The sequence below is a fragment of the Roseobacter sp. EG26 genome, from assembly GCF_049830555.1.
Taxonomy (GTDB): Bacteria; Pseudomonadota; Alphaproteobacteria; order Rhodobacterales; family Rhodobacteraceae; genus Roseobacter.
Window position 1 is genome coordinate 178063 of record NZ_JBNBLH010000008.1, and the last position, 26969, is coordinate 205031.

Annotated in this window: 27 protein-coding genes; 16 read left to right on the forward strand and 11 right to left on the reverse strand. The window is 55.6% G+C overall.

Annotated elements, in window-relative coordinates; all coding sequences use genetic code 11:
• Positions 1-46 precede the first annotated feature (46 nt).
• The 5 genes from ACOTTU_RS18075 (at position 47) to ACOTTU_RS18095 (ending at position 4633) form a co-directional block, all read left to right on the forward strand.
• Positions 47-610: a TRAP transporter small permease gene (locus ACOTTU_RS18075; RefSeq protein ID WP_298918613.1), complete on the forward strand. Its 564-nt coding sequence runs from the start codon at positions 47-49 to the stop codon at positions 608-610.
• Positions 610-1950 (forward strand): TRAP transporter large permease, encoded by a 1341-nt coding sequence (locus ACOTTU_RS18080; RefSeq protein WP_298918610.1) that lies wholly within the window; start codon positions 610-612, stop codon positions 1948-1950. The genes ACOTTU_RS18075 and ACOTTU_RS18080 overlap by 1 nt, the downstream gene beginning before the upstream one ends.
• A gap of 25 nt (positions 1951-1975) precedes the next feature.
• The gene (locus ACOTTU_RS18085; protein WP_298918607.1) at positions 1976-2464 is read left to right on the forward strand and encodes a universal stress protein; all 489 of its coding nucleotides are present in this window, start codon (positions 1976-1978) and stop codon (positions 2462-2464) included.
• Between the two features lie 94 nt (positions 2465-2558).
• Positions 2559-3521 (forward strand): LuxR C-terminal-related transcriptional regulator, encoded by a 963-nt coding sequence (locus tag ACOTTU_RS18090; RefSeq protein WP_298918604.1) that lies wholly within the window; start codon positions 2559-2561, stop codon positions 3519-3521.
• 119 nt (positions 3522-3640) lie between these two features.
• Positions 3641-4633, forward strand: coding sequence for an MBL fold metallo-hydrolase (locus tag ACOTTU_RS18095; protein WP_425660023.1), 993 nt, complete (start codon positions 3641-3643; stop codon positions 4631-4633).
• 103 nt (positions 4634-4736) lie between these two features.
• On the opposite strand, the gene ACOTTU_RS18100 is transcribed toward ACOTTU_RS18095, so the two are convergent.
• Together ACOTTU_RS18100 and ACOTTU_RS18105 are read right to left on the reverse strand one after the other, a co-directional pair.
• Positions 4737-5168 (reverse strand): RidA family protein, encoded by a 432-nt coding sequence (locus ACOTTU_RS18100; protein WP_425660024.1) that lies wholly within the window; start codon positions 5166-5168, stop codon positions 4737-4739.
• Positions 5169-5302: 134 nt separating this feature from the next.
• Complete coding sequence (locus ACOTTU_RS18105; RefSeq protein ID WP_425660025.1) at positions 5303-5638, reverse strand: carboxymuconolactone decarboxylase family protein; 336 nt, start codon at positions 5636-5638, stop codon at positions 5303-5305.
• A gap of 43 nt (positions 5639-5681) precedes the next feature.
• On the opposite strand from ACOTTU_RS18105, the gene ACOTTU_RS18110 reads away from it, so the two are divergent.
• On the forward strand, positions 5682-6407 hold the full coding sequence (locus ACOTTU_RS18110) for a creatininase family protein (RefSeq protein ID WP_425660026.1): 726 nt from the start codon (positions 5682-5684) through the stop codon (positions 6405-6407).
• Here ACOTTU_RS18110 and ACOTTU_RS18115 read toward each other — a convergent pair whose 3' ends face one another.
• Together ACOTTU_RS18115 and ACOTTU_RS18120 are read right to left on the reverse strand one after the other, a co-directional pair.
• Positions 6408-7175 (reverse strand): amino acid ABC transporter permease, encoded by a 768-nt coding sequence (locus ACOTTU_RS18115; RefSeq protein WP_425660027.1) that lies wholly within the window; start codon positions 7173-7175, stop codon positions 6408-6410.
• An 11-nt stretch (positions 7176-7186) separates the two neighbouring features.
• On the reverse strand, positions 7187-7930 hold the full coding sequence (locus ACOTTU_RS18120) for an amino acid ABC transporter ATP-binding protein (protein WP_298918585.1): 744 nt from the start codon (positions 7928-7930) through the stop codon (positions 7187-7189).
• A gap of 118 nt (positions 7931-8048) precedes the next feature.
• On the opposite strand from ACOTTU_RS18120, the gene ACOTTU_RS18125 reads away from it, so the two are divergent.
• Positions 8049-8825: a transporter substrate-binding domain-containing protein gene (locus ACOTTU_RS18125; protein ID WP_425660028.1), complete on the forward strand. Its 777-nt coding sequence runs from the start codon at positions 8049-8051 to the stop codon at positions 8823-8825.
• A gap of 157 nt (positions 8826-8982) precedes the next feature.
• Entirely contained in the window at positions 8983-9999 is a 1017-nt protein-coding gene (locus ACOTTU_RS18130) for an amidohydrolase family protein (protein ID WP_425660029.1), read from the forward strand.
• Here the strand turns inward: ACOTTU_RS18130 and ACOTTU_RS18135 are convergent.
• From ACOTTU_RS18135 to hutI, 5 genes are all read right to left on the reverse strand, one after another.
• Entirely contained in the window at positions 9996-11033 is a 1038-nt protein-coding gene (locus ACOTTU_RS18135; protein ID WP_425660030.1) for a Rieske 2Fe-2S domain-containing protein, read from the reverse strand. The two genes, ACOTTU_RS18130 and ACOTTU_RS18135, sit on opposite strands and share 4 nt — an antisense overlap.
• Before the next feature lie 127 nt (positions 11034-11160).
• Positions 11161-12828, reverse strand: coding sequence for a urocanate hydratase (gene hutU, locus ACOTTU_RS18140; RefSeq protein ID WP_425660031.1), 1668 nt, complete (start codon positions 12826-12828; stop codon positions 11161-11163).
• Positions 12829-12838: 10 nt separating this feature from the next.
• A complete protein-coding gene (gene hutG / locus ACOTTU_RS18145; protein ID WP_425660032.1) occupies positions 12839-13642 on the reverse strand; it encodes an N-formylglutamate deformylase in 804 nt (267 codons plus the stop codon).
• Complete coding sequence (gene hutH / locus ACOTTU_RS18150; protein ID WP_425660033.1) at positions 13639-15177, reverse strand: histidine ammonia-lyase; 1539 nt, start codon at positions 15175-15177, stop codon at positions 13639-13641. The genes hutG and hutH overlap by 4 nt, the downstream gene beginning before the upstream one ends.
• The gene (gene hutI, locus ACOTTU_RS18155) at positions 15174-16340 is read right to left on the reverse strand and encodes an imidazolonepropionase (RefSeq protein ID WP_425660034.1); all 1167 of its coding nucleotides are present in this window, start codon (positions 16338-16340) and stop codon (positions 15174-15176) included. The genes hutH and hutI overlap by 4 nt, the downstream gene beginning before the upstream one ends.
• Positions 16341-16463: 123 nt before the next feature.
• Between hutI and ACOTTU_RS18160 the strand changes: the two genes are divergently transcribed.
• Together ACOTTU_RS18160 and ACOTTU_RS18165 are read left to right on the forward strand one after the other, a co-directional pair.
• Positions 16464-17831 (forward strand): formimidoylglutamate deiminase, encoded by a 1368-nt coding sequence (locus ACOTTU_RS18160; RefSeq protein WP_425660035.1) that lies wholly within the window; start codon positions 16464-16466, stop codon positions 17829-17831.
• 23 nt (positions 17832-17854) lie between these two features.
• Positions 17855-18772, forward strand: coding sequence for a LysR substrate-binding domain-containing protein (locus tag ACOTTU_RS18165; protein WP_425660036.1), 918 nt, complete (start codon positions 17855-17857; stop codon positions 18770-18772).
• 84 nt (positions 18773-18856) lie between these two features.
• Here ACOTTU_RS18165 and ACOTTU_RS18170 read toward each other — a convergent pair whose 3' ends face one another.
• A complete protein-coding gene (locus ACOTTU_RS18170; protein ID WP_425660037.1) occupies positions 18857-19969 on the reverse strand; it encodes a hypothetical protein in 1113 nt (370 codons plus the stop codon).
• Between the two features lie 182 nt (positions 19970-20151).
• On the opposite strand from ACOTTU_RS18170, the gene ACOTTU_RS18175 reads away from it, so the two are divergent.
• From ACOTTU_RS18175 to ACOTTU_RS18200, 6 genes are all read left to right on the forward strand, one after another.
• A complete protein-coding gene (locus tag ACOTTU_RS18175) occupies positions 20152-20841 on the forward strand; it encodes a UTRA domain-containing protein (RefSeq protein ID WP_425660038.1) in 690 nt (229 codons plus the stop codon).
• A 129-nt stretch (positions 20842-20970) separates the two neighbouring features.
• The gene (locus ACOTTU_RS18180; protein WP_425660039.1) at positions 20971-22332 is read left to right on the forward strand and encodes an MATE family efflux transporter; all 1362 of its coding nucleotides are present in this window, start codon (positions 20971-20973) and stop codon (positions 22330-22332) included.
• A 123-nt stretch (positions 22333-22455) separates the two neighbouring features.
• Entirely contained in the window at positions 22456-23199 is a 744-nt protein-coding gene (locus ACOTTU_RS18185; protein ID WP_425660040.1) for an amino acid ABC transporter ATP-binding protein, read from the forward strand.
• A gap of 1 nt (position 23200) precedes the next feature.
• Complete coding sequence (locus ACOTTU_RS18190; RefSeq protein ID WP_425660041.1) at positions 23201-24028, forward strand: amino acid ABC transporter permease; 828 nt, start codon at positions 23201-23203, stop codon at positions 24026-24028.
• Between the two features lie 35 nt (positions 24029-24063).
• Positions 24064-24897 carry a transporter substrate-binding domain-containing protein gene (locus ACOTTU_RS18195; protein WP_298918546.1) on the forward strand — a complete coding sequence of 278 codons (834 nt, stop codon included), beginning with the start codon at positions 24064-24066 and terminating at the stop codon, positions 24895-24897.
• Positions 24898-24966: 69 nt separating this feature from the next.
• Positions 24967-25836, forward strand: coding sequence for an amino acid ABC transporter permease (locus ACOTTU_RS18200; RefSeq protein WP_425660042.1), 870 nt, complete (start codon positions 24967-24969; stop codon positions 25834-25836).
• Here ACOTTU_RS18200 and ACOTTU_RS18205 read toward each other — a convergent pair whose 3' ends face one another.
• Positions 25837-26832 (reverse strand): succinylglutamate desuccinylase/aspartoacylase family protein, encoded by a 996-nt coding sequence (locus ACOTTU_RS18205; RefSeq protein WP_425660043.1) that lies wholly within the window; start codon positions 26830-26832, stop codon positions 25837-25839.
• Positions 26833-26969 lie beyond the last annotated feature (137 nt).

Here is a 26969-nt window from a genome sequence, read left to right on the forward strand (position 1 = left end):
GAGGAGCGCCTTTGGGCGCTCCCTTCACATAGACAGTGAGGGACACATGACTAGATTCTGGGGTATTCTGAACAATATAGAAAGCTACATATGCCGCACCCTGTTGGCGATATTTGTGTGCCTTCTGTTCCTGCAGGTTGTCGTACGAACCGTATTTAATTTCTCGTTCTCCTGGGTGGAAGAACTCTCTGTTTACATGTTTGTGTGGTTTGTCTTCTTTGGTGCCAGCTACGCCGCAAAAATGAACGCGCATAACCGCGTGACTTTCCAATTCAAATTTTTACCACCCAGAGCGATTAAGTACATTGAGGCATTTGCTGACCTCTTCTGGCTGTTTTTCAATGTCTACTTTGTCTATCTGTCGATTGATTTCATCTTCAACAAAATGAACCGCTTTCAGTCCTCACAGACCTTGGGTTTTCATCTGAGCTGGGTCTACATCGTGCTGCCCATCGCTTTCACGTTGATGACGATCCGCATCCTGCAAGTGAACTACAAGAAAATTATCCTGAACGAAGATCTCCGCGATCCTGACGCGATTGATCTCGAAGAATTGCGCGCAGAAGAAGCCGGAAGCGCGGCAGGCCAAAACGACCGGGGGAACACCTAATGGGCACCGAAATCATTTTCATCCTCTTCGGAGGATTTCTCTTCCTTCTCTTTATTGGCGCGCCGATTACCGTCGCACTGGGTGTCTCGACCCTGATTTCGTTTTTGTATCTCGATGAGAACCCCATCAAGTTCGTTCAGATCGCCTTTACCTCCGTGGGGTCCTTTCCCTTGATGGCGTTGCCTGCATTCATCCTAGCTGGCGCGTTGATGGAAGCCTCCGGACTGTCGCGAAGGCTGATCAATGTGGCTGAGAGTTTCGCGGGCCCCTTCACGGGCGGCATGTCGGCCGCGACCGTTTTTGCATGCCTGTTTTTCGGCGCTATTTCGGGCTCCGGTCCGGCCACTACGGCTGCTGTGGGCATGTTGATGATCCCGGCGATGATTGAACGCGGATACGGAAAACCATTCTCATCCGCGATTACCGCTTCCTCGGGGGGGCTGGGCATCGTGATACCGCCCTCCATCCCGTTGATCATCTACGGCATCGCGGCCCTCGGCATGCCGGCCCCGCCAGAAGCCGTTGCCGCACACGGCACATTCCAGACCGTCTCCATCCCCAAACTCTTCATTGCGGGTTTCATGCCAGCCTTCCTGATTGCGGGCAGCCTTCTGATCATGAACTACATCCTTGCCAAGAAGAACGGATACAAAGGCTCCGCCGAAGGATGGTCTGCACGTCAGATCTGGTGCGAGCTCTACCGTGGTTTCTGGGCGCTGATGGCACCTGTGGTGATCCTGGGCGGTATCTACTCGGGCTTCTTCACCCCAACGGAAGCCGCCATTGTCGCGATCTTCTACACTTTGGTTGTCGGAGCGTTCATTTACCGTGAGCTGACATGGGCAAATCTCTTCACCTCTCTGGAGACCACAACCTGGCTCACCGGGCGGGTCTTGCTGATCATGTTCACGGCTACGGTGTTTGGGCGTCTGCTGGTAGAAAACCAGATTCCAGCCGTCATCGCGGAAGGCATGTTGTCCGTGACGGACAATATCTACGTGATCTGGACGCTCGTGATCTTCTTCCTGCTCTTTGTCGGGATGTTCATGGAAACGCTGGCGACAATCCTGATCCTCGTTCCTGTGATGTTGCCGGTGGCTTACAGCATGGGGATCGACCCGATCCACTTCGGCGTTGTCATGGTGTGTACGCTTGGCATTGGCTTCCAAACACCACCCCTTGGCGAGAATCTGTTCATTGCCTCCGGGATATCGAACATCTCGATTGAACGGATTTCAGTGGCGGCCCTGCCCTTCGCCTTCATCAATACCATCGCGATCTTCATCATAGCCTTCTTCCCGGAGATATCGCTTTGGTTGCCGAGAGCCTTCGGATATTGAGCCGCGAACAGAAAAGGATCACAAAATGATACCCCACGTAAAAGACATTCTGTTCGCGACAGATCTCTCGCCGAATTCTGACAATGCGCTGCGCCATGCCTTGGGTTTGGCGCAGTCACTTGGCGCAAAGGTGCACATCCTTCATGTCGCCGAGCCACTCTCGCAAGATGCGGTGGTGACGCTGCGCATGTTCTTGCAGGACGAAACAGCGCGCGACAAAGCCATCAAAGAGAGGCATGCGTCGGTTAAGGATATGCTCAAGCTCAATCAGAAGAAGTTTGTGCAGTCGCTTTCTGACGCTGAGAAAGACGCTTATTCAGCGGTCGGATCGGTTGAGTTGGTCGATGGTCACCCAGCAGAGATGATCCTTAATCGCGCAAAGGAGCTCAATTGTGGTTTGATCGTCATGGGGACCCACGAGCAAGGCACAGGGCATACGTTCATCGGGACCGTTGTAAAACGGGTGCTGCGGCGATCCTCCATTCCAACCATGGTTGTCCCGCATCTTACCTGATTGACCGCGGCTCTGCGAAACCCCAACATCAAACGTGAGCCCTGACGGCTCGCGTTTGCTTGTCTAGCTGCACCAAAGTGCCGGGAGGGTGTGCATGGCCGTTCCAAAACCAAAGATACCACCACAGACCATGTCCAACTGGCAGCGGATCGTCGACCTGATCGCGCGGCTGGCGGATGTTCCGGCAAGTCTTGTCATGCAAACCCATGCGCCTGATCATTCTGTTCTGGTGACAAGTCACAGCCCCGGCAACCCCTACGATGTCGGGCGCCGTTTCACGCTCAATGACAAACTTTACTGTTTCGGTGTCCTAAAGAATGACGGAGAGCTAGTGGTGGAAGACGCCACCTGTGAACCTGCGTGGGTGGACAATGAAGACATGGAACACGGCATGAGTTTTTATGTTGGATTTCCACTTAAATGGCCTGATGGGGTCATTTTCGGAACCATTTGCGTGCTGGATAAGCACCGCAATCGCCGGGCCTTGATGTTTCGTGAAGGGTTGCAGGAATTTGCCCGCGTGATCGAGGCTGATTTGCGGCTACTGACGGAAATCGACCAGCGCGCAAGGCTGGAAGCCAAATTGCAGGCGACCTTGGATCAACTGGAAAGAAATGTGGCCAAGCGTACTTCCGAACTGGAAGAAGCCAACACCGCGTTGCGCGTGCTGCTGGCGAACGTCGAACAATCCCGCAATGAATATGACGCCAAGGTGCTTCGTCAAATCAAGGGGTTGGTTTTACCCCATCTTGGCAAGCTCCGCAGCCGTCTGGAAGGCGATAGCGCGGCCAGCGCCTACCTCGAAATGATTGATGAGAACCTTCGGTCGATCACTGCCTCCATGTCCGACCAGTTTTCCGAAGTCTTCGAAGTTCTGACCCCTTCAGAACAAGAAGTCGCGCAAATGATCATGCACGGACAGACGACCAAGGATATCGCGCGTACTCTGTCGCGCGAACCCAGCACGGTCGAGTTTCACCGCAACAATATTCGCAAGAAACTCGGGCTCAAACGGAGTGGCAAGAACCTGCGCAGCCTTCTTTTATCCATTCAGTAAACCAAGGGGTATTTCCCCATGTTTTACCATGGTTTTTCCAACATCATGAAATGCTGATGTCCTCCGTTACTCTCCCGCTACCGGGCGACGCCCGACCCTAGCCAACATGGAGAACCGAAATGGAAAGAGACGATCTGAATCTCATACCAACTGTGCTGAACGGTGCCAGAGACACCTTGTCCCCCGGCCTGTCACGCCGCTCATTTTTCGCAGCAGCGGGGGCCGCCGGCGTAGGAACGACTGCGGCGCTCTTGGGCGGCACCTCAGCCAAGGCGCAATCCACTGACTGGACCCAGCCGGGCAACAACAATCACGTCATAGATTTGCAAAGCACAACCGGATCGGCGGTTGACGGGGCAGTCGGCGTCGATTTCTACGGGCATTGCGCTATCAAAATCACCTCTCCCGGAGGCGCAACAGTGCTGTTCGATCCCTGGCGCGATGACCCGTCCGGGGCGTGGGGACTATGGTTCAAGAATGAGTTCCCGGAAACGCCCGTCGATATCTGCATGTCGACCCACACGCATTTTGATCACGACGCTATCCACCGTCCGGTATCGACCATGGTGCTTGATCGAATGGTCGGAAATTTTGAGTTTGCCGATATCAAAATCACTGGCTTTGCCGACAAACATGCCTGCGTGGCCCCCGGGTGGTACAGCTGGACCGATGCGCTCGCAGAATTCGGCGTTAACGCCTGCCCACCCGATAACGTCGGCCATATGGATATGGTCGTTTACCTGGTGGAGACAGGCGGTATTCGGACGCTGATCTGGGGCGACAACCGGCACAATCCGCCGCAGGAATTCTGGGACGCGATTGGCCAGGTCGATGTGCTGACCCTGCCTGTCGATGGATCCCAGCATATTCTGAGTTACGAGATGGGGAACAACATCGTCGAACGCCTCAAGCCCAAGGTCGTGATCCCGACCCACTATCTGAACGAGACCACAAGTTACACGCTGACCACCCTTCAAAACGCAGATGAGTGGGTGAAAGCGCAATCCAGCTACAAGATGCTTGATGGCGCCAGCGTTTCGCTTAACGCCAGCGAGGTCGCGGGCATGGATCGCGAGTTCATGTACTTCGGCCACAATGCTCTGACTGCCTGATCAGCCGTACGACCCGCTCCCAATCCGGTTGCCCGGGTTGGGAGCGGACCGTTTAACCGTGACACACGTCATGGAAATAGTTGAACGCGCTCGCGCCAGAACATCATAGTTTGAACCGGGCTTCGGGAATGACCGCTATCGCCGACATTTCGACAAGAAGCTCGGGCCGCACCAGACCGGCAACCTTGACGCCGGTAGAGGCGGGACCGTGTTCGAGGCCAAACCGCCGTCCGCGCACATCTCGAATGGCCGCAAGGTCCTCGTCTCGCACATAATACATCGTAACCGAGATCACATCATGTATCGATCCGCCCATAGCGCTCAGAATCGTCTCGATGTTATCGATCGTTTTCTCGGTCTGTGCCGTGGGGTCGTCAGGCCCGACCAGTTCCCTCTCAACTGTCCAGGCCACCTGACCTGCGACATGCACCCTGTGGCCAGCCGGTTCTACAGCTGCCTGGCAATAAGGATAGTTTTCTATCCCCCAGACATCGGGCGTGTTGAATCGGATTGCTGGCCTGACTGTTTTACTCATCTCTCGCTAGCTCCCAAAGATATTCTGCATCGCCATACGCCTAGGTCCGCTTGCTATTAACCGATCACTAGGCACCATCGCAGACCTGTCAAAAGGTGCTCCATCGACAGCCGCATTGGCAGAGTTCAACGTTTCTAGGCGGAGAACTCGTCAAAAGCCTCCAGCGCTTTCGCACCGTAAGCAATGGACGGGCCGCCGCCCATATAGCCAATCATTTCAAGCGCTTCACAAAGCTCTTCTCGCGTGGTCTTCAGCCGGACCAGAGATTTGACGTGAAAGCCAATGCAACTATCGCAGCGGGTGGACACCGCAATTCCAAGTGCAATCAGCTCTTTTGTCTTCTCATCCAGTGCACCAGATTTCTTGGCCGCCTGCGACATGGCGTTGAAGCCCGCGAACATATCCGGCGTTTCTTTCTGCAATTTGCTGATACGACCGATGGTCTCCCCTAAAAACGTCGTCCAGTTCATGATTGAGCTTTCCTTTCGATATGGCTGCGCGTTAGCAGATGGTATGAAACTTGAAGAAATGGCCTGGCAAGAGGTCGATACCTATCTTGCGACCTGCCAAGGGGTGATCCTGCCGACGGGATCGATTGAACAGCACGGACCGCTCGGTCTGATCGGGACAGATGCGATTTGCGCGCGCGAAATTGCCTGGGCGGCGGCAGACCAATGCCAGGCCATCGTTGCACCGGAACTGGCCTATGCTCCTGCGCCGTTCAACATGAGCTTTGCGGGCACAGTCTCGGTGAGCCCTGCCCTTTTTGAGGATCTTGCGCTGCAGGTCATGCAATCTCTGGCGCATCATGGGTTTCGTAAAGTCTACATTTTGAACGGACATGGTGCCAACCTTGAGCCATTGACCGAGGCCAGCATGAAGGTCGACGCAGACACGCGCATCCGCAGCTGGTGGGACTTCGAAGAGGTCAATGTGCTGCGGGAAGCGTGGTATGGGGATTGGGAAGGTATGCATGCCACGCCGTCCGAAGTGTCGATCACGCAGCACACCCATCGCACCATCGAAGACAAAAACCTCCCTGCGCCACGCAAACTCACGCCCGATTACATCAAGGCGCATGCTGGGGACAAACATGGACCACCAGAGGACCACCGCCGCGATTTTCCAGACGGCCGGGTCGGGTCTCATTCTGCATTGGCCCGGCCTGACCACGGTAAGGTGCTGCTAGAGACGGCAGCCGCCGCAGTCGCTGCGGATTTTCTGTCTTTCACGGGGTGATCACTTGCTTTCATCCGCGCCCATTTTTCGTTCAAGCCAGCGGACAAAGAAGCTGATGATCAGCACCAGCACGAGATACTCAAATATCAGCAAAGTGTAGATTTCGAGGGGGCGATACTCTGTCACCACCAATTCATTGGCGCGGCGCGTCAACTCCTGCATGCCGATGACAGAGGCAAATGCGGACATTTTGACAATATAGATGAATTGGTTCGCCAGGGGTGGCAGGATGCGTTTGATCGCCTGAGGCAAGATGACGTAGCGCATGGTTTGCCGATAGTTCAAACCAACGGTTTTGGCAGCTTCGGTTTGCCCCTTGCTGATCGACTGAATGCCCGACCTGTAAATCTCTGCGGTAAAGGCGCTGTCAGAGATTGCAAGCGTCAGAACCGCGCCCCAGAAAGCATCAATGCTTACGTTGATCCCGATGGATTTCAGCACAACCGGGAGCCCGTAGAACACCCAAAACAGCATCGGAAGCAAGGGAATGGCCCTTATGAATTCGATGTAGATGCGCGATGGCAGTCGTATCCAGCGATTGCCCGACATGCCGGGCAAGGCCACCAGCAACCCCAACATCATCGAAAGCCCCGCTGCTATGAGCGACAACAGGATGGTTGCACCGAAGCCGCTAAGCAAGAAGCTGATATTGGACATACCCTTTGGTGTACTGGGATCAATCACATACCAACCCCAGGTTCCGGAGCCGGAGCTACACCCGGCCAGAAGCACCAAGGCACCGAATGACAAGAATATACGTAGTCTCATGGGTGCGCCCCCTAGTGCTGCAAGATTTGGCTGAGGAACAACTGACAACGCTGGGATTTTGGCGCATTGAAAAACGCATCCGGTGGGCCGGTTTCAATAATCTCGCCATGATCCATGAAGATCATGCGGTCAGCAGCACGCCGGGCAAATCCCATCTCATGGGTGACGCAGATCATCGTCATCCCCTCTTCGGCAAGATCAACAATGACATCCAGAACCTCCGAGATCATTTCCGGGTCCAGCGCGGAAGTTGGTTCATCAAAAAGCATGATTTTCGGCTCCATGCAGAGCGATCGGGCAATCGCAACCCGCTGCTGTTGGCCACCGGACAACTCGCTGGGTTTCTTTTGCGCCTGATCGGGAATGCGGACACGTTCCAGATAGCGCATGGCCCGCTCCTCGGCATCTGCCTTAGACATGTTGCGGGCCTTCATCGGCCCCAGCGTTAGGTTCTGCAAAATCGTCAAATGCGGAAACAGGTTAAACTGCTGAAAGACCATACCAACTTCTGAGCGGATTTCGTTGATCGATGCTTCATCCTTCATCAAGATGCCATCGACAACGATCTGGCCTGAATTGTGCTGTTCAAGTGAATTCACACAGCGAATCAACGTGGACTTCCCGGAACCCGACGGCCCGCAGACAACAATCCGTTCGCCATGATCAACTTGCAGATCAATATCCTTGAGCGCATGATAGTCGCCATACCACTTGTTCAATGCGCTGATTTTGATGGCCGGACCTTTTTCGGACATAGACCCCTCCCCGGTATGTTTGTTATCGTCTTTGTTACTTGATATTCCGATAGAACTATACAAAAATTTTAATGCACAGACATAATACAGACAGAAAGCAACCAACAGGGACGACATAATGAAACTAATGAAAACGGTAGGCCTGGCGACGGCATTTGCAGTGTCACTGCTGGCAGCACCAGCAAGCGCGCAATCCGCCTTGAATGAAATTCTGAACGGTGGCGTTTTGAAAGTCGGCACGACGGGTGACTGGAACCCGATGTCGGTGCGGGATCCGGCGACCAACTCCTATGTCGGATACGACATTGATGTGATGACACAGCTGGCGGCGGACCTCGGCGTGGAGCTTGAAATGGTTCCCACCGACTGGAAAACCCTCGTCAATGGTGTGGTCGCAGGCAACTACCACATGACCGGCTCCGCTTCGATCAGCCCGGCACGTCTGAAAGCCGCGGGCTATTCAGACAGCTATATTGACGTGGAAATCCTGCCTTTCACCACAGAAGACAAGGCTGAGCGCTTCGGCGAATGGGAGACCATCAACAAAGGCGACGTCAAGGTTGCCACGACCCTTGGCACCACCTTTGAAAAAAGCGTCCGGAGCTGGTTTCCCGACGCCGAAATCGTTGTGGTTGAAGCTCCCGCACGAGGCTTTCAGGAAGTTCTGTCGGGTCGCGCCGATGTCTTCATCACATCTAACATTGAAGGGTCGACGCTGCTGACAAAGTTCCCAAATTTGCGCCAAATCGGCGTGTCCAACTCGCGCGCGCCAACCCCGATTGCAATGCTATTGCCGCAGACCGATCAGGTTTGGATCAACTACGTCAACAGCTGGATCGAACTGAAGAAAAAGCAGGGCTTCTTTGAAACAACCGCCGAGAAATGGGGGCTTTGAGCCGCCAGAACAATAAGTAGCCGTGAGAATATATGCCGCGCAGCGTTTCAGGCCGCGCGGCACATCTTCAAACACTCAGAAGTTAACACGCCGGATCTGAAAGCCTGAGTGCAGTGCGATTTTCTCACTCGGAACCAGCGGCGATCAGGACATGCGCATGGCAGAAGAGAACCGTCGCATCGATATGCACGCCCATTTTTATGGTGGCGGGCTGGTGGAGACACTGCAATCGCGCAGGGAACGACCGTACCTGCGAAAACGAGAGGACGGCGTGACCGTCATGGTCGCGATGAATGGCGAATTTCCGTTTACGGATCATTATCATGACCCGCTCGTAGGTTTGGCAGAGATGAAATCTGCAGGGCTGACCCACCGCATGCTGACTTTTCCCGGTGCTCTGGGTGTGGACTTATTGCCCGCAAATGAAATTGCGACGGCAATCTCGGATTACAACGATTTCCTTGCAGAACTGGGCACGCAAAGTGCCGGGGCCCTGATCGGGCTGGCGGGGGTGCCTCTGGACGATCTTGAGCTTGCCTGTGCGGAGGTCCGGCGTATTCGTCGAGACCTTGGCTTACCCGGGATCATCTTGCCGTCGAACTACTTCAACTCCTTGCAGGAAGCCGCCACCCTTGTGCCATTGCTTGAAGCAGCAAATGACCATGGCTGCCATATCATGTTGCACCCGGGACTGAAGGTCGGGCAGGAGCCGCCTCCCCTGCCCGCAGATTTTGTACAATACAGGCTCTCCGCCGTGGATCTGCAATCAAGCGCCTCGCAGGTGGCCCTGACCCTGATCCTTTCTGACATAATCGAAACCTATCCCAACATCAGCTTCCAGATCGTCAATCTGGGGGGCACCCTGCCTTTCATTTTTGAACGCCTGGAGAGCATTGCCCGGCATCGCAATCCGGACCTGCCATTTCCCACGGAAAAGCTACGGCACCTGTGGTATGATTGCGCGTCGCTTGGTCCGCGCGCTTTGGAGGCCGCAGTGAAGGTTCTTGGCGCGGATCGGATCATGTTGGGGTCGGATTATCCGATCTTCAAGGACGATCCTTATGCCCATGCCGTTGCGCCCGCCAACCTGACGGAAGCAGAGAAAGAGCAGGTAACGTGGAAGACTGCCCATCGTCTTTTAACACGGCTCGAAGACCTGCGGCAAAAGCCCTAGGTTGATCCAAACGCGGCTTGCTCAGCGTCGATCAACCTTTGTAGCTGGAGCCGAAATGTCTTTGCACCCAGATCGAGCCCCAGGTCCAAATGCGGTGTGACCGGCGCTTCCATACCCTTGTGAACCGCTTCCAGAATATCCTTGTCCTCGTTGAAGGCCATGATCGCCCCGTCATTCATCTTTTTCGAAATGGCCTTGTCATCGGGGTCGGTGTTGCGATGCTGGAACCAGATATACTGCGCGTTATGCGCGTCAACTGGCGTCATGAAGTTGTATGAGATGTTCACATAGGTCTGATCAACTGCGGGTTTACCTGGGCCACCGGTCCCTACGGGCGTGTAGACAGATTTGTTGAGCGCAATGGCGGGAAAGCACATCTCATAGTGCTGTTTGCGATCACAGTTCCCCCCGAACCTGATCAAGTCCTTGTAGTAAGGTGACGGTGGTTGATCGTAAATCCAGCGCGACACGATCACGCCGCGGTCGGTCTTTTCCATGTCCAACGGCTGGTCATCGGTCCCACCCCCGGCAAAAGACGTGACATGCACCCAGGCGACATGGCTGGGGTCCAGCAGATTATCGACGATCCAGAGGTAGTTGCAGGCAATCGGGAGGGTGCCGCCATCGGTGTAGCCCCATTCCGGATTGTCAAAGTTTTCAATCTTAAAAATCTCGTCTGGATCAGCCTTTTCCGGATCACCCATCCAAATCCACAGCAGGCGGTATCGATCCACGACCGGATAGGATCGCACGACCGCCCGTTTCGGGATGCTGCCCCTCTGTGTCGGCGCATCAACGCAGGCCCCAGAACAATCGAAGGTCAAGCCGTGATAGCCGCAAACGACATTATCATTTTCCAGTTTCCCCATTGAAAGGGGCAATTTTCGATGCGGACAGGCGTCTTCGAGCGCTGCTGGCGTGCCATCGGACTTCCGGTAAAGAACAATGTTTTCGCCCAGCAGCTTTTGCGCCGTAAGGGTCTGATCATAGTCCTTGCTCCAACCTGCGACATACCAGCAATTGCGCAAAAACATCTGTCTTCTCCTCTGACTTCTTCACCTAGCAGCATATGCGCTTGGACAGGATTGCTCCATGACTGTCTGTTAATGCACCTTATTAGCTGGGCTTATTCGACCCATGAAAGACGCATGAGAGGATGTTTTAATTGCCCAGAATGGTTGGCAGACGCAAACCCTGTTCGCGCGCGCAAGCAACCGCATCGGCGTAGCCGGCATCGGCGTGACGCCACACGCCCGATGCGGGATCATTCCACAGCACGCGCGCGAGCCTTGCCGCCGCCTCATCTGTGCCATCTGCGCAGATGACCATTCCGGCGTGCTGGCTGAACCCCATGCCGACACCGCCACCATGATGCAACGAAACCCACGTGGCCCCGGAGGCTGTGTTGATCATGGCGTTCAGCAGCGGCCAGTCGGAGACGGCATCGGAGCCATCCTTCATCGCCTCCGTTTCCCGATTGGGTGAGGCAACCGATCCGCTGTCGAGGTGGTCACGCCCGATCACAACTGGCGCGGATAGCTCGCCGCTTTTGACCATTTCGTTGAACGCAAGGCCGAGTTTATGTCGTACGCCCAGACCCACCCAGCAAATCCGCGCGGGCAATCCCTGGAAACTGATCCGCTCCCGCGCCATGTCCAGCCACTTGTGCAGGTGTGGATCATCGACGAGTTCCTTCACCTTGGCATCGGTCTTGTAAATATCTTCCGGATCACCCGACAGCGCTGCCCAGCGGAAGGGGCCGATGCCCCGGCAAAAGAGCGGTCGGATATAGGCGGGCACAAAACCCGGGAAGGCAAAAGCGTTCTCCAACCCTTCCTCCAGGGCGACCTGTCGGATGTTGTTCCCATAATCCAGCGTTGGCACCCCCAAGTTCCAGAAATCCACCATCGCCTTGACGTGGATTTTCATCGAGGCGCGCGCAGCTCTCTCTACGGCCTTCGGATCGCTCTCGCGTTTCTCGCGCCATTCTGCCATGCTCCAGCCCTGAGGCAGGTATCCGTTGATGGGATCATGGGCAGAGGTCTGATCGGTGACGATATTGGGTCGGACGCCACGTGTCACGAGCTCGGCAAAAACATCCGCAGCATTGCCCAGCAGCCCGACGGATTTGGCCTCACCCGCAGCCGTCCAACGGGTGATCATCTCCAAGGCCTCGTCAAGCGTATCGGCTCTTTCATCGACGTATCGGGTACGCAGGCGGAAATCGATACTGTCAGGGTTGCACTCGACCGCAAGACAGCAAGCGCCCGCCATGACCGCCGCCAGAGGCTGCGCGCCCCCCATGCCACCCAATCCGCCGGTTAGGATCCATTTGCCGGTCAGGTCCCCCTGATAATGCTGTCGCCCGGCCTCGACAAAGGTCTCGTAAGTGCCTTGTACGATCCCCTGTGATCCGATGTAGATCCACGACCCGGCGGTCATCTGGCCATACATTGCCAGACCTTTCTTATCGAGCTCGTTGAAGTGATCCCACGTCGCCCAATGCGGAACGAGGTTGGAATTTGCGATCAGAACGCGCGGCGCATCTGCGTGGGTCTGGATCACAGCGACCGGGCGCCCGGACTGCACGATCATCGTTTCGTCTTCTGCGAGGTCCTTGAGCGTCGCCACCATCGCGTCAAAATCCGACCATGTGCGCGCGGCGCGTCCGATACCGCCATAGACCACAAGTTCATGCGGGTTTTCAGCGACATCCGGATGCAGATTATTCATCAACATGCGCAATGGCGCCTCGGTCAGCCAGCTTTTGGCATTCAGTTCGGGACCTGTTGGCGGATAAACGTCACGTGTATTCTTGCGGTCGCGCATTTCCGGCTCCTTATGTGTTGAATTCACCACTGCGGGCGAGGCGATCCAGATTTTTGAGGATTTTCTGCAAGACCGCGCGCAGGCCTGATGCGCGATCTTCGCAGTAGGTCCAGGGGGCTTGCTCTTCCATGTAGGCACGCTGGGCCAATTCCATCTGGATGGCGTGGATCCCTTCGGCGGGCTTCCCGTAATGGCGGGTCGTCCAGCCACCTTTGAAACGCCCATTCAGAACAGTGCTGTATTCGATTTCCGACAGGCACTCCTGGTGGACCGTTTCCTCCACCAGCCGATCACAGGTGAGGCCATCGTTGGTACCGATGCTAAAGACAGGCAACACCCCTTCGAAGAGAAAGGGAATGGTCGAGCGAATGGAGTGGCAATCATAGAGAATAGCGACCCCGTGACGGGCCTTCACGCGATCCAGTTCCGCCCGCAACGCTTCATGGTAGGGCAGATGAAAGGCTTCGCGGCGCGCCGCGATCTCATCGTCTCCGGGGGCTTGCCCTTTAAGCCAGATATCAAGCCCATCGAAGTCCGTCTGTGGGCAAAGCGTGGTCGTATTTTGGTTTGGGTACAATGACATACCGCCCGGATCGCGGTTTGCATCCACGACATATCGGTGCACATTTGACCTGACCACCGTCGCGCCGTCGAGCAATCCGCCATAAAGCCGGGTGATGTGCCAATCGGTATCTGACAATCCCTGACCGCAGGCATTCAGTCTGGAAAGGATGTCCTCCGGTACGAAAACCCCACCGTGGGGCTGCGCGAGCACAACCGGGCTGTGCCCCGTGATCACCTCAAAAACCTTCATGCGTCCAGTTCCGGCATGGGGACTTTTGCAACATTTTGCACCTCGGCCGAGGCAATAAGATCGGCTGCACGTTTGATATCGGGCGCGAGATAACGATCTTCTTCCAGCGTAGGCACATCCTTGCGCAGCAAGCGGATACAGCGCGACAGGGCGGCACTGGTTTCCAGCGGCGCACGAAATTCGACGCCCTGTGCGGCACAGAGCAGTTCAACACCCAGAATATTGTGCAGGTTCGACAACATCCGATGCAACCGAAACGCCCCATGCGCCGCCATGGAAACATGGTCCTCCTGATTGGCGGAGGTGGGCGTTGAATCTGTCACGCAGGGGTTTGCCAGATGTTTGTTTTCCGACATCAACGCCGCCGTGGTTACCTCTGCGATCATGTAGCCGGAGTTCAGGCCCGGATTTGGCGTCAGAAAGGGAGGCAAATCAAAGGACAGGGTCGGGTCGACCATCAATGCCACGCGTCTTTGCGCGATGGCTCCTATTTCCGACAGTGCAAGCGCGATCATATCGGCGGCAAAACCAACCGGTTCCGCGTGAAAATTGCCACCAGAGACAATCATATCCGCGCCCGTCAAAACCAGGGGATTGTCCGTGGCGGCATTGGCTTCAATCCGCAGCGTCATCGCCGCCTGTCGCAGCACATCCATAGCCGCCCCGGTAACCTGCGGCTGGCATCTGATACAATATGGATCCTGAACACGGCTATCGCCTTCGCGGTGGCTTTCGCGGATCTCGGATCCGTCCAGCAACGCCCGCATCGCCGCGGCGGCTTCAATTTGCCCGCGATGCCCCCGCAGCGTGTGGATTTCAGGCTGCAAAGGGGCGGTCGAGCCCATGATCGCATCCGTGGATAGTGCTGACGTAACAAGTGCTGAACTGGCCGCCTGCCACGCGCCAAAGAGGCCGGACAAGGCAAAAGCAGTAGAGAACTGGGTGCCATTGATGAAAGCCAGGCCCTCTTTTGGCCCGAGCTGGATGGGTTGCAGGCCAGCCTTGCTCAAGGCGTCGTGGCCCGGCATGACATCACCCTCAAACTCCGCCAGCCCCGCGCCGATAAGGACAGCCGCCATATGAGCAAGGGGCGCCAGATCGCCCGAAGCGCCCACTGAGCCCTGCGCTGGAATCATAGGCGTCACACCTCGCGCCAACATCTCTTGCAGCAATTCAATGAGCGACCAGCGCACCCCGGACGCTCCGCGCCCCAATGACAGCATCTTCAGCGTCATGATCAACCGGGCGTGAGCACGCGATATTGGGTCACCCACACCGCAACAATGTGACAGGATCAGATTACGTTGCAGCGTCTCTGTATCTTCGGGTGCGATCTTCAAGCTGGCCAGTTTTCCAAAGCCCGTATTCACACCGTAGACTGGGTCTTCGCCGCGAGCCGCCGCCGCAATGCGTGCAGCCGCAGCCTCGACAGCACTGCGGCAATCAGGGTCCAGGACCACAGAGGTTTCATGATGAAAAACCTCCGCTAGATCACGCAATGAAACAGCGCCGGGCGTCAGTGTCAGAACGGTCACGGCTGACCTCCAAAAATCCGTGAATGCAGCGGATTGAACCCAATTCTGTAAACCAGTTCAGCGGGCGTCTCGACATCCCAAACGGCAAGGTCCGCGCGCATTCCCGGGGCGATCATACCGCGATCCGTGAGCCCCAGAGCAAGCGCCGCATTGCGCGTAGCCCCGGCCAATGCCTCTTCCGGCGTCATGCGAAACAGGGTCGAGGCCATATTCATTGCCAACAACAGGGAGGTCATTGGCGAAGAGCCGGGATTGGCATCAGTCGCGACCGCCATCGGCACGGCGTGTTCACGCAACAGATCAATTGGCGGCCTCTGGGTTTCACGCAACGTGTAGAATGCGCCCGGCAAAATGACCGCAACGGTGCCTGTCACAGCCATGGCCGCCACACCCGGCGCATCGAGGTATTCAATATGATCAGCGGACAGGGCGCCGTATCCCGCAGCCAGTTTTGCGCCCCCCAGATTTGAAAGCTGTTCGGCATGGATTTTCACCGGCAACCCGAGCTCGCTGGCCACCTCAAACACGCGCGCTACCTGCTCCGGCGAAAAAGCAATGCCTTCGCAAAATGCATCCACCGCATCCACAAGACCTTCGCCATGCGCTGCACGAAGAGTGGGAATACAAACCTCGTCAATATACGCATCCCCTTGCCCAGAAAATTCTGGTGGTTCCGCGTGCGCGCCCAGAAAGGTGGTCTGAACTGTCACGTCCCGCAGATCACCAAGGTGACGTGCGGCCCGCAACATGCGCAGCTCCACCTCCGCATCAAGGCCATAGCCCGACTTTATCTCAACGGTAGTGATGCCCTCGGCGATTAGGGTATACAGTCTGGGTAGCGCCTGAGCTACCAGCTCGCTCTGGCTGGCGGCGCGCGTCGCCGTGACCGTTGACACAATGCCGCCGCCAGCGCGCGCAATCTCCTCATAAGACGCGCCATTCAGGCGCATCTCAAATTCCCGCGCCCGGTGGCCTCCGAACACCAGATGCGTATGGCAATCGATGAGACCCGGGGTCACCAATCTGCCCTCCAGATCGAGAGCGGATGCCTTGGAATATTCTTGCGGCAGTTCGGCCTGCACGCCAACCCAAATGATCTTTTCATCCTGTAAGGCAATTGTATCGCTACCATCCAAACCATAGGCCGCGCTGCCGGGTACCATGGTCGCAACTTGGCAATTTTTCAGAACTCTGCGCGTCACGGGAACACCAAATTCGAAATTCATCTTGTCAGCCAGATTGTATGGCCTTAAGTTTATTATGTCCATTCATAATAAGGATCATGAATGACCATTTTTGCGCAACGTGCCTACCTCCAAGATGGCTGGGCCAAGGATGTTCGGATAACCCTGCGCGCAGAAGAAATCGCGCACATCCAGACCCAGACAGCACCGAAACCAGAAGACATTCGTGTCGATACGTTGCTGCCTGCATTGTCGAACCTTCATAGTCATAGTTTTCAACGTGCCATGGCCGGGATGACGGAGTTTCGCACAGCGGGCAGAGAAAGTTTCTGGACGTGGCGTGACCTGATGTACCGGTTTCTGGATCATCTGACGCCAGAGGAGATTGGGGCAATCGCGCGCCTCGCCTTCATGGAGATGCAAGAAGCGGGCTTTGCGGCGGTGGGCGAATTCCACTACATCCATCATGCACCCGGCGGGCAGTTCTATGACAACCCCGCTGAGCTTTCGGACCAGATATTGCAGGCCGCGTCGGATACCGGCATTGGGCTGACGCATCTGCCTGTCCTTTATTCTTATGGCGATGTTGGTCAAAAACCACTGACAGGCGGCCAATTGCGTTTTGGCCATAAGGTCGATCAATACATTGAATTGATCGACCGTTGTCAGGACATGGTAAAGCAACTCAACGCAGATACACGCCTCGGGATTGCACCCCATTCCCTGCGCGCGACTTCGCCTTCCGATCTCGCCCGGGTATCGAGCCTTCAGGCGCAGGGCCCGATCCACATCCATATTGCTGAACAGGTGAAAGAAGTCGAAAGCGTCAAAGCGGCGCTCGGGGCGCGACCGGTAGAGTGGCTGCTACATAATGCCGAGGTCGACGCGAGATGGTGCCTGATCCACGCAACCCATATGACAGACGAAGAAACGCAGGGCATCGCTCAGAGCGGGGCGATTGCCGGCCTCTGCCCTGTGACAGAAGCCAATCTGGGTGACGGTATTTTTAACGGTCCCGCATATATTGAAAACGGCGGAAAATTCGGCATCGGCACAGATTCCAACATCAACATTTCGCTTTGCGAAGAGCTCAGAACACTGGAGTATTCGCAGCGCCTGAAACACCAGCAACGCAATGTTCTGGCGGCAGGCCACGGGTCCACGGGTGAAACGCTCTATACAAACGCCGCATTGGGGGGTGCGCAGGCCCTGTCACGTAACGCGGGCATTCTGGGTGAAGGGAAGTTGGCCGATATGGTCGCCATCGACAGTACGGCTCCGGCTCTCTGCATGCTTCGGGACGACCAGTTGCTTGATGGTCTCGTTTTCGCGGCCAAAGACAAGGTCGTCACGGATGTTTGGTCAGGCGGGCGCCATCAGGTTCACGGTGGGCACCATGTTGCCCAGGAAGAAATCCTGTCGCAATATCGCGAGGCCATGCGCAAGCTGATGGCGACATTGAACAAATGATATGATCTCAAAGAATAGGTGACATGCTCAAGACCTTGCCCTTCAACGCCTTGCGCACTTTGGAATCGGTCGTACGGCTGCGCGGTTTCGGGCGTGCGGCGGAAGAATTGAATGTCACGCAAAGCGCGGTCAGTCAGCATATCAAACTGCTGGAGGATTGGTTGGGTCACAGGTTGCTGATCCGCCGCAGCCGCAAGACCGTGCCCACCGAGGCGGGCGAACGCCTGGCACAAGCCACACGCGAAGGCTTTGGCGGCATCGAGATGATCTGCGACGAGTTGCGTGGATCAAAAAGAACTCGTGGGCAAGGTATACTGGTTGGCGCGCCGCCCGGTTTTGCCTTTGTCTGGCTGCTGCCCCGGCTTTTGAGGTTTGACCATATGAATCCGGACATCTCAATCTCATTGTCAACCGATCCTCATTCACGTGAGCCCAGCACCGGAGAGGCGGATGTTTTCATTTCATATAGCGCCGGGGGTTTCCCGGGTTTGCACGCCGAACAATTGATGGACGAGAGGATGTCACCGGTTTGCGCACCGAATTTGGCGCGAACAGTGAACGCCATTGGCGACCTGTCCAATCACACCATCCTGAGGGACAATCTGGAATCCGACGAAGCCCTATCGCCCTGGGAATTCTGGGCAAAAGAGTGCGGGATCGGATTGCCACGTTTCAACCGCACAAAGACATACGGTCAGGCAAATCTTGTGGTTCAGGCCGCGGTTCAGGGTCTTGGGATCGCAATGGGAAGAGGGCCGCTGGTTGCGGATGCCATCAAGGATGGGACGTTGGTTCGCCCGTTCGAAGCCACAGCGCCGTCGCAGTTTTCTTACTGGTTTGTCTGCCGACACGAAGCGCTCAAATCGGATAACGTAAACGCTTTCCGGAAATGGCTTCATGAAGAAGCCAAACCTTTTAGACAATCAGGCAATGTGGATTAGGACCACTTTTCGGTGCAGGCGCAGCGCTTGCCCGTGGGTGCCTTCGCAGCACATCTGAGCGTCTCACATGCGAAGCCCAACCATTCAGCGATACCTCAGGTTTCCGCAGGCGGCCTGACCTACCATTGCCGCCGGGCTCTGGAAGACCTTTGCAAGATCTGGGGAGGCCTCCAGCAAAGCGGCACTTTCAGGGAGGCGGTCAATTCGAAGGATGCCATTCTCCCACAGCGCCAAACCATCCAAGCGGATGCTCGGGTCAAGCACATTGAGTGAAATCTCGCCGGGCGGATAAGCCCCGCAAGTATGGAAATGCAACAGACGTGGATTACCGAAGGCGCTGCCACTCCAGCGCTCAAAGTGACGCCCTGCTGCCGTTTTATATTCACACCCCGGGTGAATACCCGCATGCCAGGAATGCACGTAGTAGGTGTCGATCCCGTACTTGTTGCCGACAAACTCATAATGCGCACGCGCCGCCGCTACATCTTTGGCAGACCCTTCGAAACCGGTGATGCGCGAACCGTCAAAATTCACCAACAATGTATCTTCTATCTCGCAAGACCAGGGCGAATAGTAGTGTGAGCCCGTTCCTGTCAGGAACCCACGCTGCGCCACACTACCTCTGAAATCGGATGCCGGGACCGGAGCAAAGACGGAAACAGGAAACCGCTTTCTGGTCACGTCACCGATTTGCGATGTGGCTTGACCCACCTTGCCTTTGAAATCGGTCCCCGCCGGGCAAGTCACGTGAATTTCTTTCGCGGACGCAACAGCGGCGTTGATCAGCTGCTTGAGGTCTTCGAAGGCGCTGTAGTCGATGGTCCCGAATGGCGATGCCAGCATTTCGCAGTCAAGCGCATAGCTGATGATCTGCTTTTTCGATGCATCTTTCGTTCTAAATCTGATCTGATCACCCAACCGGGCAAGAAAAACCGTGCAATCGGCCTCCAGCATCTTTGCGACCAGATTGTCGTCAGGGTCCGTGACATCGCGCGCCAGCGGAACGCCGTAGCTTTGCGTGATCAGCCCCAAATGCTCCGCAGTCTTATGGACCTCATCCAACAGGGCCGGATCGTAGTAACCGTCGTTTTCAGTTTCATAGACCAGCAGGACCTTCTGACCCGGTGTGCATTCCGCACAATTGATCAGGAGGTTCCGCGTACCTTCTTCCAGGCGCTGTTGCAGATGTGTGTGCAAGTGATGTCCCCGGTTTCTCGCATGTCCGTTCCCCGAGCACACCGTAGCAAGTGGCGAGCGATCAAACCATTTGGCGTTCATTAACCCCATCATTAGCAATTCTAATATAAGAGCTTTTGCCTTGCCGAAAGTTAGTCATTATCGCTATTAAAGATATACATAATGAAGTGAGCGGCCTCCAAATGCGGACGAGTTACCACGACATCAAAGCCGATGTTCTAGATCGCATTCGCAAAAACATCTGGCCCCCCGGTGCAAATCTTCCAGGCGAAATTGAACTGGCTGAAGAATTCGGGTGTGCACGTGCAACTGTGAACCGCGCGATGCGTGAGCTTGTGAGCGAAGGCATTCTGGAGCGCAAACGCAAGGCAGGAACACGTGTCAAATCCTCGCCCAGCCGAAAAGCCAAGTTCTCCATCCCGCTCATTCGCGAAGAAATCACCAATACCGGTGCGACCTATCGATACGTGCTTGTCGATCGAAACATTATTGCCGCCCCGGGTTGGTTGCGTGCTCAGATCGAGATCCCTAAAGGCCAGAAAGTATTGCATCTCAGATGCATGCATTACGCGGGCAATCGCCCCTACCAGTTCGAGGAACGCTGGATCAACCTTGGCGCGGTTCCGGACGCGGAAGGCTTTGACTTCAAGGACATGGGGCCAAACGACTGGCTGGTGCGCAAAGTACCCTTCACCAATGGCGAGCTGGTTTTCTCGGCCACAAACGCAACACTTGAAATTGCCGATTTTCTGAACATTGCGGAGGACGACGCCATTTTCACGGTCGAGCGGACAACCTGGCTGGAAGACATCAGCGTAACCTATGCGCGGCTCTATTTCGCGCGGGACTATAAAATGACGACGCAACTTTGACCTGGATGCCAACCTCGCTGATCCCCACGCCTGCACTTTTGAAGTCCGAGACCCCCCGGCGACCCACCCGACAGCACCCAAAGATTTTTTCTCCCGCAACCATCTTCGATATCAAGAAGCGGGTCGGCGATGATTGACGACGATCTGACGACCGGATCCATCAAAGGCCACTTTCGCCGATTGGCGCTTCCTGCCGCGATAGGGATGCTGTTCAGCACGCTCTACAACGTGGTGGATACCTTCTACGCGGGCCTCTTCGGTACCCAGGCACAGGCCGGGCTTGCAGTTGGCTTCCAGGCGTTCTTCGTTCTGGTCTCCGTCGGTTTTGGACTGGGAGCGGCGATGAGCGCACTGGTTGGGAATGCAAAAGGCCGCAAGGATGTGGCCGATGCGCGCCACCTCGCCGCCCAGGGCATCAGCTTTGCCCTTTTTGCCACGGTGGTGCTGATTTTCCTGTCACTGTTGGCAGGGCCCGCGCTCATCAATGTGGTTTCCGAACCCGGAGCATATCGCGATGCCGGGCAATCCTATTTCAACTGGCTGGTGCTTTCGTTGCCGGGATTTATCGTGGCCTATGGCGGCAACGGCATCTTGCAGGCACGGGGTGACACGGTATCCATGCAACGCGCGCTTATCGTCGCCTTTTTCGCCAATATCGGGCTTAATCCGCTGTTGATGTACGGCATTCCCGGGGTGGTTCCCGGCATGGGGTTCAACGGCATCGCACTGGCGACCGCGCTTAGCCAAACCGGCGTCGCGATCTACTTGCTTACCAAAATCTTCGGGCGCGCCATGATGCAAGATCTCGCATGGCGTGAATTTGTCCCAATACCCTCGAAATATTCCGAGATTGCCAATCAGGCATTCCCGGCGAGTTTTGCTCTGCTCATCAACTTTGCCAGCGGTTTCGTTGTTCAGTTCGCGCTGAAGGCTTACGGCGCGACGGCCCTTGCCGCCTATGGAATATCTCTGCGTGTAGAGCAGCTCTTTTTGCTCCCGGCGGTCGGCATCACCATCGCGCTGGTTCCCATCGCAGCTCAAAACTATGGTGCGGGAAACCATGACCGGGTTCGCCTGGCTTTTAAACGGTGCTGGACGCTGGGCGTGATTGCCACCTGCTGTGCCTTTCCATTCCTGTGGTTTTTCGGAGGTTTTGCCACGAGCCTCTTTTCATCCGATCCCGAAGTCATCCGGATCGGGGCACTTTTTCTGAAGATCGAAGCGATTGTGCTGCCGCTCTATGTTGTTCTGTTTTCGGTGAACTCATTGCTGCAGGCCCTGAAAAAGGCCGTATGGACCATGTGGATCGGTATTTATCGGCAAGGCATCGGCATTGCCTTTTTCATATGGCTACTTACGGCGGTCTTTGACTTCGGTCTTTCGGGCGTTAGGATCGGGATTGCACTTGCCGTCGTCACCGGGCTGATGCTGTCACTGGCTGTCGCCGCCACTGTTGCCCGGCAGCGCATCGGAGGATTAGCGCCTGCTTAAATTCTGATCAAGGTCCACCGCGGCCGCCTGCCAAGACAAGTCACATTTGAGAAAACTGTTGCCAATCATCATTAAACGCAGACATAATCCGTTTGATATAGGTTTATTCGAGGCCGATAACCGATGAACTCTGGCGAGATGATATCCGTTTCAAACGTCGATAAATTCTACGGTTCCTTTCAGGCTCTTACCGATATCAATCTCACGGTGGAAAAGGGTGAAAGGGTTGTGATTTGCGGCCCGTCCGGCTCTGGAAAATCAACATTGATCCGGTGCTTCAATGGCTTGGAATTTCACGATTCAGGCAGCATCACAGTCGATGGAATTGAGGTTGAGGAAGGGTCAAAGGCGCTCAAGACCCTTCGGCAAGAAGTCGGAATGGTGTTCCAGCAGTTCAATCTCTTTCCGCACCTGACCATTCTTGAGAACCTGACCATCGGACCGATCCGGGTCCAGAAAATCCAGAAAACGGAAGCGGAGGAACGAGCGCGAAAATATCTGGAGCGGGTTCATATCCCCGAACAGGCGGACAAATTTCCCGCCCAGCTCTCGGGCGGCCAACAGCAGCGCGTCGCCATCGCCCGGTCTTTGTGCATGGAAACGCGCATCATGCTTTTTGACGAGCCGACCTCGGCGCTCGATCCCGAGATGATCAACGAAGTGTTGGATGTCATGGTGGAACTGGCCGATACCGGTATCACCATGGTCTGCGTGACCCACGAAATGGGTTTTGCGCGCAAGGTTGCCGATAAAATGGTGTTCATGGAGGCAGGCCGCATCCTGGAAATTTCAGAGCCCGACAAGTTCTTTACCAACCCCGACAGCCCGCGCTGCAAGCTGTTCCTGAGCCAGATTCTGGAGCATTAGGATGACCACGCGACCCGGCACCAAGCGCAAATCCCGGCTTCAATTCTCAAAGATTGTGAATTCGGTTCCGATCTCTCTCGCGCTCTACTTCACTGTTATTCTGGGCATCGTCTGGCTTGCCTATTCAGGGGCGCAGGCGATGGGATACAATTGGCAGTGGTATCGCATTCCTCAGTATTTTTATACACTCACCGACGACGGATTTCAGTGGGGTGAAATCATGATCGGGCTGGTCAAAACGATCCAGCTTTCGGTCACTTCCTTCATTTTCGCGACACTTCTGGGTCTGCTGATTGCGCTGTTGCGGCTTTCGGGGCTGGTCGTTGGTGGGGCGATTGCCATCGCTTTTCTGGAGTTTGTTCGCAACATGCCAATTCTGGTGTTGCTCTATCTCTTTTATTACGTGCTCGGCCCCGTCTTTTCGCTGGATCGGTACACGGCAAGCGTCTTGTGTCTTGCGGTGTTTCACGCCGCCCTTATTTCCGAAATTTTTCGCGCGGGCATCAATGCCGTCCCAAAAGGTCAGTGGGAAGGTGCCACCTCTATCGGGATGTCAAAGGCGCAGGCATATCGCTACATTATTCTGCCCCAGTCCATAAAATTCATGCTGCCGCCCATGACCGGCGAGGTTGTTCATCTTGTCAAAAGTTCCGCAATCGTCAGTGTCATTGCGGTCGCCGAACTCACCACGATCGGGCGCAACCTCATTTCCGACACTTACATGAGCTTTGAAATCTGGTTCACGATTGCAGCCGTCTACATGGTGATCACGCTCGCGCTGTCAATCGGCGTCTCAAGATTGGAAACCAAATACGCGGTCCAGACATAAACCCAAAACAGAAACGATCAACAAGGAGATAGGACATGAAAATCACAAGACGACTGGTGGGGATGGCGCTCGCCTCCGCTGCCGCGATGTCTCTGGCATTGCCAGCCGCAGCGCAGCAGACGCGGCAAGGTCTATCCAGCGACAGCGTTATCGAGACCATCAAGGAACGCGGCGTGATCAAGATCGGCCTGTCGCTGTTCCGGCCCTGGTCGATGCGCGATCTGGACGGTGAACTCGTCGGGTTCGAGCTGGATGTCGGGCGCGAGCTTGCCAAAGACATGGGCGTTGAGGCGGAATTTGTCCCGACCTCATGGGACGGGATCATTCCGGCGCTGGTTTCAGGCAAGTTTGACGTCATTATCTCCGGTATGTCGATCACACCTCAGCGCAACCTGACGGTCAGCTTCTCTGATCCCTACGCCTATTCCGGCATGACGATCCTTGCCAACAGGGCCATGACCGAAGGCTTTTCGCTGGAAGATTACAACAACCCGGATGTTACATTTGCTGCCCGTCGCGGAGCCACGCCGGTTGCGGTCATCCAATCTATGTTCCCGCAGGCACAGCTTCTGATGTTCGACGAAGATGGGGCCTCCACTCAGGAAGTTCTCAACGGAAATGCGCATGCGACCATGGCCTCCGAGCCCACACCGTCAGAAGAAGCGAGACGCTATTCTGATACGCTTTATGTGCCATTTAACGAGACCTTTCAGGCGGGCGGTGAGGCCTTCGCTTTTCGCAAAGGGGATCCGGATGCCGAAAACTATTTCAACAACTGGATCGGCGTGAAGACCCGCACAGGCTGGCTGAAAGAGCGGAATGATTACTGGTTCCGTGGAGATGAGTGGAAAGACAGCGTCGCTGAATAAGCTTGAGGATCAGCATCCAGACGGGCGTTCGTCGCCCCTCTGGGATTTTCCCGGTTGAAAGCGGATTGCATGCGAAATCTGATTAAACGCCTCCATTGGATGGACTACCTTATGTTGTTCGTCCTCGTTGCAGCAACTGCTGCAATCGTCGTGCGCGTTGGTGGCGTTCTGAACTACGATTGGCGCTGGGAGAAAATCCCGAACTATATTTTCCGCTACAAGGAAAGTGAGGAGCGCTGGGTCGCCAACCTGCTTGTGCAAGGCCTTGTTGCGACGGTCCGGATCAGTATCTACGCCAGTATTCTGGCCCTCATTCTTGGGGTGATATTGGGTGTCGCACGCTGCTCGGCAAACCTGACAATAAGGATGCTTGCGCGGACCTATCTTGAGTTTCTGCGCAATGTTCCTCCCGTTGTGGTGATCTTCATCTTCTTCTTTTTCCTCTCCGAGCAGTTGATCGTGGCACTCAACATGGAAAGTTGGGCTCGCGGCATCGCCCGGCAGGAAAACAACGCGGTCTGGACCTTTCTGTTTGGTGACATGCGGCGCTTTCCCGCGCTCATTTCAGGGGTGATTGTGCTGGCCCTGTTCGAAAGCGCATTTGTCGGTGAGATTGTCCGCGCGGGCATCCAGTCTATCGACAGGGGGCAGCGGGAAGCAGCGCGGTCCATCGGCATGAGTTGGTTTCAGGAGATGCGTTTCATCGTGCTCCCCCAGGCGCTTCGCAAGGTTTTGCCGCCGCTGGCCAACCAATTCATAAGCCTGGTCAAGGACAGCTCATTGGTGTCCCTCATTTCCGTACCCGATCTGACGTTCAAGACGGTCGAGTTGGTCGCCTCAACCCGGCTGATCTTTGAAGCCTGGCTGACGGCAGCAGCATTCTACTTTGTGATTTGCTTCGGATTGTCACTGCTATTCCGGCGTCTGGAAAACAAGTAACTATTCTGTATCCTGAACAACCAGCATCAGAAGATCACCCCGCGCGACGTAGCCACGATTGGTATGCGCCAGTACAAATCCGTCATGGGAGAAGGGAATAGTTTCGGAGGCCCGTCGCGGTTCACAAACATAATGCAGGTAGCCTGCGACCTGCCCCTTTCTGACCTCATGCCCGGCTGACACTTTGCGATCAAAGATACCCTCCCCCGGCGCATAAATACTGTGATCAGGGTCTGCGATCTCTACCCGCCGGGGGGTTAGGATTTCAGAGATCTCCCCGGCGAGAACGCCCATGTGACGCAGCACTCTGTAAAGGCCCTCTTCCGCCAGGTTGGCAATGTCAGGATCGACGCCACCGCCGCCGCCCAGTTCTGTGGCAATCATTGGCACCCCTGCCCGCTCAGCCGCAGAATTGAGAGAACGCGGGTCGTTAAATCCGCCCAAAACCCATACAAACGGCAGGCCGAAAACCTCCGCCAAGGCGAGATTTCGCGCATATAGCCCCGGATCAGCTGTCCGTGTTGGCAAGGTGCAAGGTGCAAAATAGGCCGCCTTGCCACCGGAGTGCAAATCCAAAGCAGTATCGGCAAGCGGGAGCAGTTCGGTCTCTACATAGTAGGCGATCTGCTCGGTGAGCGCCCCCATCGGATCACCGGGGAATGCACGGTTCAGATTTACCTGATCAAGCGGAGAAACGCGGGTAGACGCCGCGACGGCGGGCCTGTTCAGACTGGGTATAATAATGATCTGTCCGGTAACATCCTCGATCGACCGATCACCAACAAGACGCATTATCGCCGATGGTCCCTCGAACTCGTCGCCATGGGTGCCGCCAATGATCAATATAACTGGTCCCGCACCGTTTTTGAGGCTGATGATTGGCACCGGGTGATACCCCAAAGGCACCGAGTTATCGGACCAGCGGACACGCAAATCCCCAACTTGTTTTCCCTCGGCCGCAAGGTCAATCGTCGGTGCAACGGTACTTTTCGGCATTGAATGTCTCGCTCTTTTGGGCAGGTTATTCGGTGCAGCCTACAGAATTGAATGCTGTGTGCATGCATATTTTTGACCCGTCAAAGCTCGGGTTTGAACGGCGCGTTTCGTTTGATCTTGTAGGTGAGGTGAGGAAT

Coding starts and splice junctions, on each gene's coding strand:
- ACOTTU_RS18200 (WP_425660042.1), top strand. CDS start 24,967: ATGCGAAATCTGATTAAACGCCTCCATTGGATGGACTACCTTATGTTG.
- ACOTTU_RS18195 (WP_298918546.1), top strand. CDS start 24,064: ATGAAAATCACAAGACGACTGGTGGGGATGGCGCTCGCCTCCGCTGCC.
- ACOTTU_RS18100 (WP_425660024.1), bottom strand. CDS start 5,168: ATGAGTAAAACAGTCAGGCCAGCAATCCGATTCAACACGCCCGATGTC.
- ACOTTU_RS18165 (WP_425660036.1), top strand. CDS start 17,855: ATGCTCAAGACCTTGCCCTTCAACGCCTTGCGCACTTTGGAATCGGTC.
- ACOTTU_RS18205 (WP_425660043.1), bottom strand. CDS start 26,832: ATGCCGAAAAGTACCGTTGCACCGACGATTGACCTTGCGGCCGAGGGA.
- ACOTTU_RS18160 (WP_425660035.1), top strand. CDS start 16,464: ATGACCATTTTTGCGCAACGTGCCTACCTCCAAGATGGCTGGGCCAAG.
- hutU (WP_425660031.1), bottom strand. CDS start 12,828: ATGCGCGACCGCAAGAATACACGTGACGTTTATCCGCCAACAGGTCCC.
- ACOTTU_RS18095 (WP_425660023.1), top strand. CDS start 3,641: ATGGAAAGAGACGATCTGAATCTCATACCAACTGTGCTGAACGGTGCC.
- ACOTTU_RS18125 (WP_425660028.1), top strand. CDS start 8,049: ATGAAACTAATGAAAACGGTAGGCCTGGCGACGGCATTTGCAGTGTCA.
- ACOTTU_RS18185 (WP_425660040.1), top strand. CDS start 22,456: ATGAACTCTGGCGAGATGATATCCGTTTCAAACGTCGATAAATTCTAC.
- ACOTTU_RS18180 (WP_425660039.1), top strand. CDS start 20,971: ATGATTGACGACGATCTGACGACCGGATCCATCAAAGGCCACTTTCGC.
- ACOTTU_RS18130 (WP_425660029.1), top strand. CDS start 8,983: ATGGCAGAAGAGAACCGTCGCATCGATATGCACGCCCATTTTTATGGT.
- ACOTTU_RS18110 (WP_425660026.1), top strand. CDS start 5,682: ATGAAACTTGAAGAAATGGCCTGGCAAGAGGTCGATACCTATCTTGCG.
- hutG (WP_425660032.1), bottom strand. CDS start 13,642: ATGAAGGTTTTTGAGGTGATCACGGGGCACAGCCCGGTTGTGCTCGCG.
- ACOTTU_RS18135 (WP_425660030.1), bottom strand. CDS start 11,033: ATGTTTTTGCGCAATTGCTGGTATGTCGCAGGTTGGAGCAAGGACTAT.
- ACOTTU_RS18175 (WP_425660038.1), top strand. CDS start 20,152: ATGCGGACGAGTTACCACGACATCAAAGCCGATGTTCTAGATCGCATT.
- ACOTTU_RS18115 (WP_425660027.1), bottom strand. CDS start 7,175: ATGAGACTACGTATATTCTTGTCATTCGGTGCCTTGGTGCTTCTGGCC.
- ACOTTU_RS18085 (WP_298918607.1), top strand. CDS start 1,976: ATGATACCCCACGTAAAAGACATTCTGTTCGCGACAGATCTCTCGCCG.
- ACOTTU_RS18120 (WP_298918585.1), bottom strand. CDS start 7,930: ATGTCCGAAAAAGGTCCGGCCATCAAAATCAGCGCATTGAACAAGTGG.
- ACOTTU_RS18090 (WP_298918604.1), top strand. CDS start 2,559: ATGGCCGTTCCAAAACCAAAGATACCACCACAGACCATGTCCAACTGG.
- ACOTTU_RS18080 (WP_298918610.1), top strand. CDS start 610: ATGGGCACCGAAATCATTTTCATCCTCTTCGGAGGATTTCTCTTCCTT.
- ACOTTU_RS18190 (WP_425660041.1), top strand. CDS start 23,201: ATGACCACGCGACCCGGCACCAAGCGCAAATCCCGGCTTCAATTCTCA.
- ACOTTU_RS18075 (WP_298918613.1), top strand. CDS start 47: ATGACTAGATTCTGGGGTATTCTGAACAATATAGAAAGCTACATATGC.
- ACOTTU_RS18105 (WP_425660025.1), bottom strand. CDS start 5,638: ATGAACTGGACGACGTTTTTAGGGGAGACCATCGGTCGTATCAGCAAA.
- hutI (WP_425660034.1), bottom strand. CDS start 16,340: ATGGTACCCGGCAGCGCGGCCTATGGTTTGGATGGTAGCGATACAATT.